This window comes from Streptomyces sp. NPDC001709 (assembly GCF_053596375.1).
The window spans coordinates 25,410-38,813 of record NZ_JBSFGB010000052.1 but is presented as its reverse complement, the minus strand read 5'-3'; the positions used below and the strand labels follow the sequence as shown (position 1 = coordinate 38,813).

General features: G+C 73.1%; 12 protein-coding genes. 1 reads left to right on the top strand and 11 read right to left on the bottom strand.

The genetic code is table 11. The features are described 5' to 3' along the window. Positions 1-232 precede the first annotated feature (232 nt). Positions 233-658 carry a peptidoglycan-binding domain-containing protein gene (locus ACWC0C_RS42660; RefSeq protein ID WP_450870126.1) on the top strand — a complete coding sequence of 142 codons (426 nt, stop codon included), beginning with the start codon at positions 233-235 and terminating at the stop codon, positions 656-658. Between the two features lie 468 nt (positions 659-1,126). Here the strand turns inward: ACWC0C_RS42660 and ACWC0C_RS42655 are convergent, their stop codons facing one another. The 11 genes from ACWC0C_RS42655 to ACWC0C_RS42605 all read right to left on the bottom strand — a co-directional run bounded on the left by ACWC0C_RS42655 (position 1,127) and on the right by ACWC0C_RS42605 (position 13,377). Next, complete coding sequence (locus tag ACWC0C_RS42655) at positions 1,127-1,450, bottom strand: hypothetical protein (protein WP_450870124.1); 324 nt, start codon at positions 1,448-1,450, stop codon at positions 1,127-1,129. Positions 1,451-1,859: 409 nt separating this feature from the next. Beyond that, the gene (gene hisS, locus ACWC0C_RS42650; protein WP_449201268.1) at positions 1,860-3,161 is read right to left on the bottom strand and encodes a histidine--tRNA ligase; all 1,302 of its coding nucleotides are present in this window, start codon (positions 3,159-3,161) and stop codon (positions 1,860-1,862) included. A 63-nt stretch (positions 3,162-3,224) separates the two neighbouring features. Next, complete coding sequence (locus tag ACWC0C_RS42645; RefSeq protein WP_450870122.1) at positions 3,225-3,995, bottom strand: YggS family pyridoxal phosphate-dependent enzyme; 771 nt, start codon at positions 3,993-3,995, stop codon at positions 3,225-3,227. A gap of 16 nt (positions 3,996-4,011) precedes the next feature. After that, positions 4,012-5,124, bottom strand: coding sequence for a DegT/DnrJ/EryC1/StrS family aminotransferase (locus tag ACWC0C_RS42640; RefSeq protein WP_450870121.1), 1,113 nt, complete (start codon positions 5,122-5,124; stop codon positions 4,012-4,014). Beyond that, a complete protein-coding gene (locus ACWC0C_RS42635; protein WP_450870119.1) occupies positions 5,121-6,332 on the bottom strand; it encodes a pyridoxal phosphate-dependent aminotransferase in 1,212 nt (403 codons plus the stop codon). The genes ACWC0C_RS42640 and ACWC0C_RS42635 overlap by 4 nt, the downstream gene beginning before the upstream one ends. Then, complete coding sequence (locus ACWC0C_RS42630; RefSeq protein WP_450870118.1) at positions 6,329-7,138, bottom strand: class I SAM-dependent methyltransferase; 810 nt, start codon at positions 7,136-7,138, stop codon at positions 6,329-6,331. Before ACWC0C_RS42630 ends, ACWC0C_RS42635 begins: the two co-directional genes overlap by 4 nt. Next, on the bottom strand, positions 7,135-8,337 hold the full coding sequence (locus ACWC0C_RS42625; protein WP_449201263.1) for a DapH/DapD/GlmU-related protein: 1,203 nt from the start codon (positions 8,335-8,337) through the stop codon (positions 7,135-7,137). Before ACWC0C_RS42625 ends, ACWC0C_RS42630 begins: the two co-directional genes overlap by 4 nt. After that, entirely contained in the window at positions 8,334-9,761 is a 1,428-nt protein-coding gene (locus ACWC0C_RS42620; protein WP_450870117.1) for a pentapeptide repeat-containing protein, read from the bottom strand. Before ACWC0C_RS42620 ends, ACWC0C_RS42625 begins: the two co-directional genes overlap by 4 nt. Positions 9,762-9,770: 9 nt before the next feature. Next, complete coding sequence (locus ACWC0C_RS42615; RefSeq protein ID WP_450870116.1) at positions 9,771-10,712, bottom strand: sugar phosphate isomerase/epimerase family protein; 942 nt, start codon at positions 10,710-10,712, stop codon at positions 9,771-9,773. Next, a complete protein-coding gene (locus tag ACWC0C_RS42610; RefSeq protein ID WP_450870114.1) occupies positions 10,709-12,400 on the bottom strand; it encodes a class I adenylate-forming enzyme family protein in 1,692 nt (563 codons plus the stop codon). Before ACWC0C_RS42610 ends, ACWC0C_RS42615 begins: the two co-directional genes overlap by 4 nt. Continuing rightward, on the bottom strand, positions 12,397-13,377 hold the full coding sequence (locus ACWC0C_RS42605) for a hypothetical protein (protein WP_450870113.1): 981 nt from the start codon (positions 13,375-13,377) through the stop codon (positions 12,397-12,399). Before ACWC0C_RS42605 ends, ACWC0C_RS42610 begins: the two co-directional genes overlap by 4 nt. Positions 13,378-13,404 lie beyond the last annotated feature (27 nt).

Here is a 13,404-nt window from a genome sequence, read left to right as displayed (position 1 = left end):
GCCACGGTGGCGGCGTCGGCGGTGGCGCGGTGGCCGCGGTCGTCATCAACGGCGTGCTGCCGGCGCAGTTGGCGGGCTGAGCGGTTGTCCCTGGAAACGGCCCTTCGGCACATCAGGGCCCGGCTTCGACACGCCCGAAACTACGCGCGTTGATCCGGTGATCATTCCGTGCGAGTCTCGTGACCGCCCGAGGGGTTCTCGGGCGTCTCAACTCGCAGACGGGGGAAGTTTCATGGGTTTCAAGTCCGAGATCGTCAAGGGTGGTATGGCCGCCGCCATGACCGGCGCCGCACTGATCGGCGTCGCCACCTCGGCCAGCGCCAGCACGGGTGCCTCCTACATCGGCTCCGGCTACCCGAACACCGGCGCCGCGGTGTGGTGCGTCCAGCACAACATCAACTACTGGATCACCACGTCCGGTTCCGACGCGCCGGGGATCGCCGAGGACTCCAGCTTCGGGCCCGCCACCAAGGCGGCCATCAAGGAGTTCCAGGGTGAGATGGGGCTGACGCAGGACGGCGTCGTCGGCCGGAGCACCGGCAACGCGATCATGTCGCACGGCGACCCGTACTACACCGGCTCCAACATGCCCAACGACGTCTGGCACCAGGGGACCAAGTCCGCCTACTGCTACAACTACCTGCCCACCACCTGGTAGTCGGCAACAGGCGCCTGTTCCGCAACACTCCGCAGGCCCCGATTGGGAAGGGGGGCGGCGGGCCTGTGCCCGCCGCCCCCCTTCCGGCTGCCGTTGCTCGGGTCGCTAAAACCCCCGCCATACGAGGGAGTTGCAGCGTGGCCGGCCTGGCTCGTGCCATCGGTGAGCAGGAAGAGGGCCCGTACTGCCGGACGATCGCCGAGCATGCCGGCGACGCCAGCCCAGCCGGTATGCAGCACCTGCTCAGCCGTGCGTCTTGGGACGGTGACCGAGTCTGCGACGTGACATCCTTGCCGGACTGGCTGGACGATCTCGCACACAGCGGACTGGCCCCTCTCGCCGGCCTCGCCGGAGCTCTGCGCGAAGCCCGGCACGCCGTCGCCCAGGGAATCACAACCCCTTACAACTCCGGCGTCAACGAAGGCCGCATCACCGATGTCAAGCTGCAGAAACGCCTGATGGCCGGCTTCAGCGGCTCGCTGCTTGCCAGGCCTGGAGGATGTTCGCGTATGCCGCGCGCAGGGCCCCGTTCTGCGCGGTGCCTTCCGTGACGAGGGCGGTGTCGGCTGCTTCGGCTGCGCGCGCGAGCCGGCGGGCGACGTGTTCAGGGGTGGTCGGTGTCTGTGCGAACTCCCGCAGCTGCGCCGCGATCACTTTCAATGCCGTTCCAGTGGTCACGCCGGCAGGCCCCTCGGAGCCCGCGAGGGCGGGTATCCATCCGGTGTCGGCATCGAGCGCGTCGCAGAGCTTTTCCACCAGCTCTTCGCTGGTCGGGTGCTTGTCGTCGTTCATGTGGGGATCACTCTCCAGGAGTTCGGAGGGAAGGGAGCGTCGGGCCCGTCTTCGGCACGTGCTGGGGCACCTCGACCACTCTCGTCCGCCGTGGCCGGACGCAGTGTGATGTCCTCGGTGGCGGCCTCGCCCTGGCAGAAGCAGGCCTCGTTGATGCGGCTGGTGATCCCGCGGACGCCGTGTCCGCCTGCTCGAACCGCGGCGGCCTCAGCCGCGTCGACCCGGATGTACGTGGTGGCGAGCTGGGCCGGGCGGCGGTCGCCGCCGAATCTCGCGGGTGCGCACGGCAGCCTTGCCGTCGGCGTCCATCAGCTCGGCGACGTCGGCCGGGGCGGCCGTGCCCGAACCCGTTCGTGGCGGGCACCGCGGGCGGGGGGCCCGGCCCCTGGGAGCCGGGCCCCCGGGGGGCTCACGCCCCCGGAGCCGCCAAGCGCTCTGTGAGGTGGGCGACCACGTCGGCCACCTCGATCTCGTGCTGCGCGCTGCCCTTGAGGTCCTTCAGGACCACGGCCTTGCGCTGCCACTCGTCGCGCCCGACGATGACCGCGAAGCGGGAGCCGCTGCGGTCGGCGCGCGAGAGTTCCTTGCCCAGCTTGCGCGGCTCCAGCGTGGTCGAGGTGCGGATTCCGGCCTGCCGGAGCTGCCGGGCGACCTCGCGGGAGGCAGGGATCAGGTCGTCGTCGACGGGGATCACGCTGACGTCCACCTCGCTTCGGGCCTCGGGGAGCAGGCCGTGGGTGCCGAGGAAGTCGTGCAGGGTGACGTCGCCCATCCCGAAGCCGATGCCGGGGATGCGCTGGGTGGTGAAGAGGCCGGCCAGGTCGCCGTAGCGGCCGCCGCCGAAGAGCGAGCGGTTGTTCTCCGGGGAGCGGTCGAACACCTCGAAGACGGTGGAGGTGTAGTACTGCAGGCCGCGCACGATGAAGGGGTCGAAGACGAAGAGGTCCTTGGCCTCGCTCTTCATCACCTGCGCCAGCGCGGAGGTCTCGCGGACCTCGTCCGGGAGGTCGGGCAGCACCTCGGCCCCGGAGCGCAGCGTGGATTCCAGGAGGTCGAACATCCGGGTGTCGAGGCCGAACTCGGCGGCCTCCTCGCGCAGCTTCTCGGTGGGTACCTTCTCCCAGCGGTCGATGAGGGCCATCGTCTGCTGGTGCGCGCTCTCGGGCACCTTCACCACGTCGCGCAGGATGCTGTTGAGGACGGCGCGGTCGCCCACCCGCAGCAGCCACATGTCGCGGGTCGCGCCGAGCGAGCCCATCACGTCGTGGATGAGTTCGAAGATCTCGATCTCGCAGTTCGGGCTGTCGGACCCGAAGATGTCGACGTTGAGCTGCCAGTGCTCACGGGTGCGGCCGCGCTGCGGCCGCTCGTAGCGGTGGCAGTTGACGTGGCTGTACCAGCGCACCGGGAACTGGAGGCTGCTGGCGTTGCCGGCGATCATCCGGGCCACCGAGGGGGTCATCTCCGGGCGCAGTGCGATCCGGCGGCCGCCGCGGTCGGTGAGGGAGTAAAGCTGCTGGTTCGCGATCTCCTGGCCGGACTTCGCCTCGTAGATCTCCGCGGACTCCAGGATCGGTCCGTCGTAGCGTCCGTAGCCGTAGCGCTCCACTGTGTCGTACAGATGGCTGAACACCTGCTGTCGGACGGACATGTCGGCGGGGAGGAAATCCCTGGTGCCGCGGTAGGGAGCGGTGGGCAGCAGACGACTCACGGAGGGGCTCCTATGGGGTCACGCGTGGTGAAGGGCAGTGTAACAAGGGATTTTGACGTGCTGTCAGATGTGCGGTGTCGGCGCCGCCTCGGGCGTCCGGGGCCCCAGCACGGCCGAACCCACTCTGACGTGCGTCGCACCCGCGGCGATCGCGGTCTCCAGGTCCCCGCTCATGCCGGCCGACATCACCCCGGCATCCGGATGGTCGGCGAGCAGCCGCTCCCGGACCCGGTGCAACCGGGCGAACGCCCGGTCGGCCGGCTCCAGGGGCGGGGCCACCGCCATCACCCCGGCCACGGTGAGCAGGGGTTGGTCGGCGATGAGCGCGCCGAGCCGGGGCACCTCGTCGGGGTGGGCCCCGCCGCGTCCGGGGGCTCCGTCCAGGCTCACCTGGATCAGGCAGCGCAGCTCCCGGTCGGCGCGGCGGGCGGCCTTGCCGAGCGCGGACACCAGGGAGGAGCGGTCCACGGAGTGCACCATGTCGGCGTAACGGGCCACCGAAGTCGCCTTGTTGGTCTGGAGCCGGCCGATGAAGTGCCAGGACAGGGCCGGTGAGAGGCCGGCGCAGGCCACAGCCTTCGCGGACGCCTGCTGGTCCTGGTTCTCCCCCACGTCGCGCACACCCAGCCCGGCCAGCAGGCGGACGTCCTCGGCGGGCCAGGTCTTGGTGACGGTGATGAGGGTGATCCCGGTGTGGTCGCGTCCGGCCGCCTGGGCGGCGTCTGCGATCCGGGCGCGGACGGTGGCCAGCCGCTGGGCCAGGAAGGCTCGTCGGGCCTCTCGGGCGTCGGGTTCCAGGTGTCCTTCGGGGGCGAGGCGCGGGGGTGTCGTCACGGTGGTTCCTCCTCGGTCAGTCCGGCAGGCCGGTCAGGGCCTCGGCCACCCGGTGGGCCTGTTCCTCGGTCAGCGCGGCGAACAGCGGCACCGAGACGGTGCTGTCCACGACGCGTTCGGCCACCGGGTAGTCCCGCGGTTCCAGGCCCAGCTGCCGGTGCAGCAGGTGCCGGGCGGGGATCAGGGGGTCGGCGCGGACGCCCGCGGCGCGCAGGTGGCTGATCCACCGCTGCTGCTGGGCGCGGTCGGTGGCCCGCAGGCAGTAGCGGTAGGGCACCTGGCCGGGAGCCAGGCCGGGCGGGGGTGCGACGTGCGGCGGCAGGGCCGCGGTGTAGCGGGCGGCGAGGGCGCGGCGGTGCGCGGTGATGCGGTCAAGGCGCCGGAACTGACTGAGCGCCAGGGCGGCTGCGGGGTCGGAGAGGCGGTGGTTGAACCGTGGGACGTAGACCTCACGGGCCGCCGGGTCCTGGTGGACGCGGACGCGCTCCCAGGCTGCGCGGTCGGCCTGCAGCAGCATCCCGCCCTCACCCGCGGCGAGCGTCTTGGTGGCGTAGAAGGAGAACACCGCGGCGTCCCCGATGCCGCCGAGGGCACGCCCCCGCTCGTCCAGGCCGCCCAGGCTCTGGCAGCAGTCCTCCACCAGCAGTGCGGCCATGGGGCGCAGGGCGTCCAGGTCCGCGGGGTGGCCGTGGGTGTGCAGGGCGATGACGGCGTCGAGCCGGCCCGCTGGGTCGAGCCGTGCGGGATCGAGGGTGAGCGTCCGCTCGGTGACGTCCACGACCACCGGGGTGCAGCGGGCAGCCAGCACGGCGTCGAGCAGGGCCGAGCAGCCATAGGTGGGGACGGCGACCGCGGCGCCGGTGCCGTCCAGCCCGGCGCCGTGCAGCGCCAGCCTCAGTCCCGCGGTGCCGGACGAGACGGCGCTGGCGTGGCGGGGGTGGAAGCGCTCGGCGAACGCCTCCTCCAGGGCCGCGGTCCGGGGGCCGGAGGCGAGCCATCCGGAGCGGAGGGATTCGGCCACGGCCGCGATGTCGTCCTCGGTGACCAGCGGCCCGTTGTGCGGGATGGCGGGCCTGGTGTGCCCTGCGCCGTCCAGGTGCCGGGGCGGCCGGGCTTGCGGCGGGATCACCTCAAGCCCTCCTTCAGCCTGTCCAGTGCCTGGTGCAGCACGCTCTCGCGCTTGCAGAAGGCGAAGCGGACGTGGCGGCGCCCGGCGTCCGGGTCGGCGTAGAAGACCTGGTGGGGGATGGCGGCGACGCCGCAGCGCAGGGGCAGCGCGCGGCAGAACTCCAGCCCGTCCCGCTCGCCGAGGGGCGTGATGTCGGCGGTGACGAAGTACGTGCCCCGCGGCGGCCGGACGTCGAAGCCGAGTGCGCGCAGCCCGTCGGTCATCAGGTCCCGACGCCGCCGCAGGGAGTCGGTGGCGGCCGCGAAGTACTCCCCGGGGAGGCGCAGGGCATCGGCCACGGCGTGCTGGAAGGGGGTGCCGCCGGCGAAGGAGAGGTGCTGCTTGACCTCGCGGACGGCGGTGACCAGGTCGGCGGGGCCGGTCGCCCAGCCGACCTTCCAGCCGGTGAAGGAGAAGGACTTGCCGGCCGAGGAGACGGTGAGGGTGCGCTCGAACATGCCGGGCAGGGTCGCCACGGGCTGGTGGACCCCGTCGAACACCAGGTGCTCGTAGACCTCGTCGGAGATCACCAGCAGATTGTGGGCGCGGGCCAGCGCGGCCACCTCGTGCAGCTGCTCGGCGGAAAGGACCGAGCCGGTCGGGTTGTGGGGCGAGTTGAGCAGCAGGATCCGGGTGCGCCCGGTGATCGCCGCGGCCAGGTCCCGGGTGTCGAACGTGAAGTCCGGTGCGTGCAGTCGGACCGGCACCAGGGTGGCTCCGGCCAGGAAGGCGCAGGCGGCGTAGGAGTCGTAGAAGGGCTCCAGGGCCACGACCTCGTCACCGGGCGAGGCCAGCGCGAGCAGCGCCGCGGCCAGGGCTTCGGAGGCGCCGGTGGTGACGACGACCTCCCGGTCGGGATCGATGTCCAGTCCGTAGTGGCGCAGTTGGTGGTCGACGATGGCGCGGCGCAGTCCGGGCAGGCCGGGGACCGGCGGGTACTGGTGGTGGCCGGCGCGCAGGGCCCGCACGGCGGATTCGACGACGGCGTCGGGGCCCGCGGTGTCGGGGAAGCCCTGGCCGAGATTGACGGCGTCGTGCTCTGCGGCCAGGGCCGACATCTCGGCGAAGACGTTGTGCCCGTGCGCGGCGAGGCGGCCGCGGCGCGTGCGGCCGGGGGGCGTGCCGGGCCCGCGGCCGCCGCCGGACGGGTGGTGCCGGTGGCCGGTCACGGTCGGTCACCGCTGCCGGCCGCCGCGGTTTTCGGCCGATGGATCTCCAGCAGCGCGAAACGGTGGAGCATCTGGCTGCCGTTCAGGTAGACCAGCGCCGGGTCCGCGGCGGCGTCGGCCTCGGGGTCGGGCACGGTGTGCGAGCGCAGCGGATCCTCCGGCCGTCGTGCGCGGGCCGCGGTGGGCAGGTAGCGGTGGAAGGCATGGTGCAGTCCGGCCCCCTCCAGCAGTCGGCCGACGGTCCGCACGGAGAACTGGTTCCATCCGGGCAGCCACTCGGGGTCACCGTCCGGGTGGCGCAGCCGGACGACGACGTCCACCGGCTCGGGATTGAACAGGCCGAAGACGTAGGCGCGCCCGCCGAGCGCGGTCAGGCGCATCAGCGCGTCGATCCACTGCTGGGGGTCGTCGAAGTGGCTGTGCAGGGCGACCATGAAGACGGTGGTGAACGGCCCGGCGGGCAGGGTGTCGGGCCGCAGCACGTCGCCGGTCAGGAAGCGGGCGCCGGGCACCCGGAGCCGGGCCTGCTCGACCAGTGCGGGCTGGATGTCCACGCAGGTCAGGTCGATTCCGGGGTGCCGTCCGAGGAGGTAGTGGGCGAAGGCTCCGGCCGCGCAGCCCACTTCGCACACCGCTCCGCCGGGGCCGTCGCTCAGCCAGGGCGCGGCGTGGTCGACGACGAAGGGGAAGTAGTGCGGGTGGTCCTTGTCCACGGGGCGGTCGGCGTAGCGCAGGTCCAGGTTGCGGGGGCCGCCGGCGGGCCAGGTCAGGGCCGTGTGCCGCGCGGGTCGGGGTGTGCTGGTCATCGGCCGTTCCCGGTGGTCGTGGGCTTGGGGGTGAGCGCGGCCAGCCGGGCGAATCCTTCGACGGGCAGGCTGCGGAAGGGCAGTTGGTCGCCGCAGGGCAGGGCGTTGCGGCGCAGGAAGTCCCGCAGGTCGTGGCCGATCTCGTCGAGGCCGCCGGTGAGCCGGCCGGAGCGCAGTTCGAACAGGGCGCGGCTGCGGCCCGTCCAGGGGCGCAGGTCGGGGCGGTCGTCCACGGTGAGCAGGTGGAAGCCCTGCCGGTCGGCCGCGTGGGCGTTGACGGTGTCGAGGCAGGTGTCCTCGGTGACCAGCAGCACGCGGTGGCGGTTGCCCACGTCGATCCCGCCGTCGGGGGTGCGTTCGGCGGTCAGGCCCTTCCAATGGAGTTCGGCGATCCAGTCGTCGAGCAGGGCGTCGACGCGCAGGCGAGCCTCGGCGCCCTGCGGGGGCCGGGGGTCCAGGGTGCGCTTGACGGCGGCGGGCACGCCGCCCGCCAGCACTCCGGCGGGCAGGCTGCGGCTGACGACGCTGCCGGAGGCGACGATGGTGTCGGCACCGATGGTCACCCCGGGGAGCACCGTGGCGTGGTAGGCGAGCCAGACGTTCCGCTCGATGCGCACGGGTGCGAAGGTCGCGGGGTAGCCGTCCAGGAGCCGGTGACCGAAGTGGAACCCATGGGTCCAGACGGTGAGGTGCGAGCCGGATCCGACCTGGTCGCCCAGGATGATGGGGTGGTTGGCGTTGAGGATGCTGTGCGGTCCGATCGCCACCCGGGAGCCGAGGACGACGTGCGAGGTGGAGGCGGTGGTGCCGCCGTAGCCGACGCTGGTGCCCTGGCCGAGGTAGAGCAGCCGGTCGGCCTGGAAGGACCGGCAGGTGATGTGGGTTCCGGACTCGATGCGCCCGCCGCCCTCGATCTCGAAGGCGTCGGCGACGAGCACGGTGACCGAGTGCTGCAGCTCGCTGGCATCGCCCAGGAAGAGGGTTCCGGCGCGCAGGTCGCAGTTCTCCCCGATGGTGACGCCGTCGCGCAGCGTGAGGGTGTCCGCGGCCAGGACCGTGCCGGCGCCGATGGTCACGTCACGGCCGATGAGGACGTTGGCGCCGAGCCAGGCGCGCACGCCCGGCCCCACCGTCACTCCGGCCTCGATCAGCCGGCGCCGGCCGGCCGATCCGTCGTCGGGAGTCTGGTCGATGGTCACGTCGAACCCTTGCGGCCCTTCGCCAACGCGGCGCCCAGGCTGTCGACGAAGGCGCCGAACTCGCGCGCGGCCGGTCCGCCGTCGCGCTCCAGGGCTTCGGCGAGGCCCGGGCAGCGGTCGGTGAACACCGGTGCCTTGACCCCCGTCAGACAGGCGCCGGTGACGACGGTCTTCACCCAGGTGGACTGGTACATCCCGGCACCGTCGAGCCGGGCACCGGACAGGTCGGACTGGCTGAAACGGCTGTAAGCGCAGTTCGCGCCGACCAGGCCGGCTCCGCGCAGGTCGGCGGCGACGTAGGCCTGGACGAGGGTGGCGCCGTCCAGGACGGCGCGGCGCAGGCTCATGCCGCGAGGCGGATCACCGGTGATCATCGCGCGGTAGAGGTTGGCGTGACGCAGGTTGGCCCCGGCGAGGCTGGAGTCGCGCACGGTGAGGCAGCGGCCCAGGAAGGTGCTCATGTCGGCGTCGGACAGGTCGCTCTCCACGATGTGGAGGTTCTCGCCGCGGGCGGCGGTGAGGACCGCCCCGCGCAGGCTGCTCTCCACGATGCTGCCGTTGTTCAGCGACGCTCCGCCGAGGCGGACCTGCGGCAGGGTGCAGCGCACCCAGCGGGCGCCGGTGAGCTGGGCGCCGCTGAGGTCGGCGGCGGTCACGACGAGGTCGGTGAAGTCGGCGTCGGGTGCCTTGAGCCCGGCCGCGCTCCAGTCGTGCGCCTGGATGCCGGTGAGCCGGAGCTGTGGCAGCCCCGCGTCGGCGAGCACCAGGCCGTCGGCGGCGGTGAGCCGCTGCAGGGCCAGACCGTGGCCGGCCACCGAACGCAGCGAGGTGTCGCGCAGGCTGGACTTGGTGATCGAGAGCTGGTCGACGCAGGAGCCGTCCAGGGCGGCGGAGTCCAGCAGGCATTCGCTGATCAGCGCGCCCTGGAGGTTCATGTTGCGCATCGAGGCGTCGGACAGGTCGCATTGGTAGAACGAGGAGCCGGACAGATGGCCGTCGTCCAGATGGGTGCCGCGCATGCTGCACCCGTGGAAGAGGGTGCCGGTGGCGTCCCGCAGCCCGGTCAGGTCGGCGCCGTCGAACACGCAGGTCTGCGCGGCGAGGGCGTGGACGTAGGCGGAGCGCAGGCTGGCTCCGGCGAGGTTGGTGCGTTCCATCCCGGGGCAGACCATGGTGACCTCGGAGAGGTCCGCCTCCTGCAGGCGGGTGCCGTGCAGCAGAGCCCGGTTGAGGGTGGCGCGGCGCAGGTCGGCCCGGCGCAGGTCGAAACCGGTCAGGTCGGCCTCGGTGAGGTCCATGCCGCGGCCGGTGGTGTCGATCAGGTGCTGGGTGGCTTCGGAGACGTGTTTGAGGAGCGCGGGGCGCAGGTCGTCGTCGGCGGCGGCCAGGCGCCGCAGCAGTTCCAGCGAAGGGGTGTCGGGCATCGGGGTTCCTCAGGGGTGGGCGGGGCAGAGAGGTCCGGCGGACGCGGGGCGGGCGGGATCGTCCGGCGCGCGCGGGGGAGGGCTGTCCGGTGCGTGTACGGGCGGGCCGTCCCCCGCCGGGGGGCCCGGCCGGCGGCGGCCGATCACCGATCGGATCCACCGGCCGATCGCCTCGGGGCCCGGGTCGCCGGGTACCGGGGGCCGGTGCTCCAGGACGACGGCGGGGGCGCCGGTGAGGGCGAGCAGCGCGGGCAGTACCTCGGCGATCGGGAGATAGCCGTCGGCGGCTGACTGCCCGGCGTGGGCGGGTTCGTGGCCGTGTTCGCGGTACCGCGCGCCGGTGGTGTTGTAGAGGTGCATGCTGCGCACCGCGGGGCCCAGGGCCCGGGCGTAGGCGAGCGGCCCCTGCTCCGGGCCGAGCAGGTGGGCGTGGCCGAGGTCCAGGCAGAACCCCAGCTCCGGGCGGTCGGCGAGGGCGTCGCGGTAGTGCGTCGCGGTGTGCAGCAGCGGATGGGCGGAGAGGTTCTCCACCAGTACCGGGACCCCGTGCTCGCGGGCCAGCCCGCAGGCGGCGTCGAGGAAGTCATGGCACCAGCTGTCGAACCCCGCGGCCGGGTAGGGCGGATACGGGCTCGGGAAGTGCACCACCACGTGGAGCGCGCCGAGGTCGGCCGCGCAGCGGACCGTGGCCGCGGTCATCCGCAGTGCGGCAGCCGCCTCGTCCGGGTCCGGACCGGTCGGGGCGAACCGTCGCAGCGGGCGCGGCTCGTCGTAGGGGACGGGCGTGTGCAGCGCGGGCCGGATGCCGTGGCGGACGCAGAACCGGCCGATCGCGCCGAGCATGGACCGGGGGTAGTTGTAGAACTCGACGACTTCGGGCTCGTACGCGAGCAGCCCCGTCAGATCGGTGCGGTCGGCCAGCACACCGGTGGAGACGCCCAGCAGGGTCATGCCGCACCCCGCGGGGCGGCATCGGGGGCGAGGGGCGCCGCGGAGGCGCGTGCTACGGCGATGCGCGCGGCCGCGGCCCGGTCGGTCTTGCCGGTGCGCCCCAGCGGTGGTTCCTCGACGAGGTGCACCCGCTCGGGCACCTTGTGGGCCTCCAGCCGGCCGAGCCCGTGGGCTCGCAGCTCGTCCTCGGCGGGCATCCGGCCCGCCCGGGGCACGAACAGCAGGTGGAGGCGTTCGCCCAGCAGGGCGTCGGGGACGCCGACGGCCACGCTGGCGGCGCAGTCGGGGTGGTCGGCGTAGGCCTCCTCCACCTCCAGAGGGGAGATCTTGGCGCCGCCGCGCACGATGAGTTGCTTGGCGCGGCCGACGAGTTCCACCAGTCCGTCCTGCGGCCGGTGCCGGGCGAGGTCGCCGGTGCGCAGCCAGGATCCGGCCATGGTGGCGGCGGTGGCGGCGGGATCGGCGAGGTATCCGGTCATCAGATGGGGTGTGCGGAGCCAGAGTTCACCGGCCACGCCGCGGGCCGGTGCCGTCATGCCTGCACCGGTGTCGGTGTCGGTGTCGCCACCGGTCGCGGTCGCGGCGTCCGGGCCGGTGCCGGTGGCGCCGTCCAGGGGCACGATGCGGTACTCCACGCCGGGGGAGGGGCGCCCGATGGTGCCGGCCTCGTCGTCATAGCGGTCGGGCGTGAGTATGAAGTCGGAGGTGGCGCTCTCGCTCAGCCCGAAGACGTCGGCGATCCCGGCGTGCGGCAGCAGCGTCCTGATCCCGCGGCCCAGTCCGGCGGGCAGGGGTTCGCCGCCGCAGATCCAGGTGCCGGGGGAGCCCGCCCCGGCAAGCCGGCGCAGCAGGGCGGCTCCGTCCGGGGACCCGTCCAGTTCGCGGCGGATCAGCCGCAGCATGCTGGGGACGACGGCGGTCCGGTCGACGGGCCGTTCCGCGAGGCGGTCCAGCACCTCGCGGGCCCGGAAGCGCGGGGTGAGCAGCAGGGTGCCGCCGGTGGCCAGGGTGAGCAGGGAGGTCCACTGCCCGAAACTGAAGTTGAGGTGCAGCAGGTGCAGGGCGCTCTGTCCCTCCCCGAACGGCAGCGTCGAGGCGATCGCCCGGAGCTTGGTGTGCAGGGCGCGGTGGGAGAGGACCACGCCCTTGGGGCGGCCGGTCGAGCCGGAGGTGAAGACCACCAGCGCCTGGTCGGCGTCCAGTTCGGCCGGCACCCGCGGCAGGGCGCCGCCGGGGGTGCCGGCCCTGGTGTCGGGGACGATCCGGCTGATCCAGGGGTGGCCGGCCGGGCCGGTGGCGCACTCCCACGCCGCGGGGCGGTGCTGCGGGTCGCCTAGCAGCAGGCGGGCGCCGACGCGTTCGGCGGTGGAACGCAGCACCAGGGCGGGGGAGTCGCGGTGCACAGGGACCACGACGGCCCCGGCGGACCAGGCGCCGAGTTCGCACACGAGGTCGCCGCACCGGTTGTCCACGGCGACGAGAACGGGCTCCCCGCGCAGGTGTCCGGCCGCCGGCAGTGCGGTGGCGAGGGCGTGGCCCTGTTCGCCGAGGGCGCGGTAGTCCAGGACGTCCGCACCGTCGTCCAGGGCGACGCGGTCCGCGAAGCGGGCGCAGGCGCGCCCGAGGAGCGCGTCGAGCCGCTGGGGGGCGGCGGCCAGGAGCGTGGGGACGGCGGAGGCGGTGCTCATGCCGGAACCTTTCGGGCAGCCGCGATCCGGTGCCCGGGCCCGTCCTCGGCGGGATGGGTGAACCCGGGCCCGTCCTCGGCGGGATGGGTGAACCCGAGCCCGTCCTCGGCGGGATAGGTGAAGTCGTCGTCCAGAGCGCGGACGACGGTGCGCAGGCCGGTGTCCCAGAGCGACGCCGCATAGCCCTCGCACTCCGCGAGCGTGCCGGCGGCCAGCGGGAACTCGGCGTGGTGCAGGGAGGTGAAGATCACTTCGAAGGCCTGCGGGAAGTCCATGCCGGGCAGGGCGGCCATCACGGCGGCGACCAGGTTGTCGAAGGAGAGCTGGTTGGGCGAGCGGGTGACGCACACGACGTGGTCGCGCGGCCCGTCCGCGCGGTGCGGCGCCTCGTACAGACGGGGGTAGGTGGGGCGCCAGACGCAGGAGGCCGGGTCGCGCCACATCGGCTCGACGACCGCGCGCAGTGCCTCGGGATCGCGCCAGCGTGGGGAGAGCAGGATCCCGGGCGGGTAGGCCTGCGGAACGTCCTGGTAGTGCCCGAAGTCGGTGCCACCCAGCAGGGCCCGGCAGTCCGCGCAGTCCTGCCCGAAGACGGAGAGCTGGAGCGCGAACTCCTCCCAGTGGTCCGGGGTGTGGACCACGTTGGCCCACACGCCGAGGCGGTAGGCGGCGCGTGCCTTGCGCTTGACGGCGGCGGCCGTCTCCATGGTGTCGCTGCCGCCTCGGACGACGATCACCTCCATGGGCCGGTGCGCGTACCAGAGGTCGAGGGTGAGGTGCTCCAGCGGGTTCTCGCTGCGCCGCATGTCGGCGAAGGCCCGGCGGATGTCGTCCTCGTCCAGCAGGATCCGGTGGTGGCACAGGACGGTCAGCCCGGCGTCGCGCACCGTGTCGAGGATGAACGGCTGGAGGCGGCGCGAGACCGCGTCCGGCTTGATCAGGAGCAGGGAGTGCTGGCTCTCCGTCTCGCTTCCCAACGGATTCCCCTTTACGTTCGCGGGCTT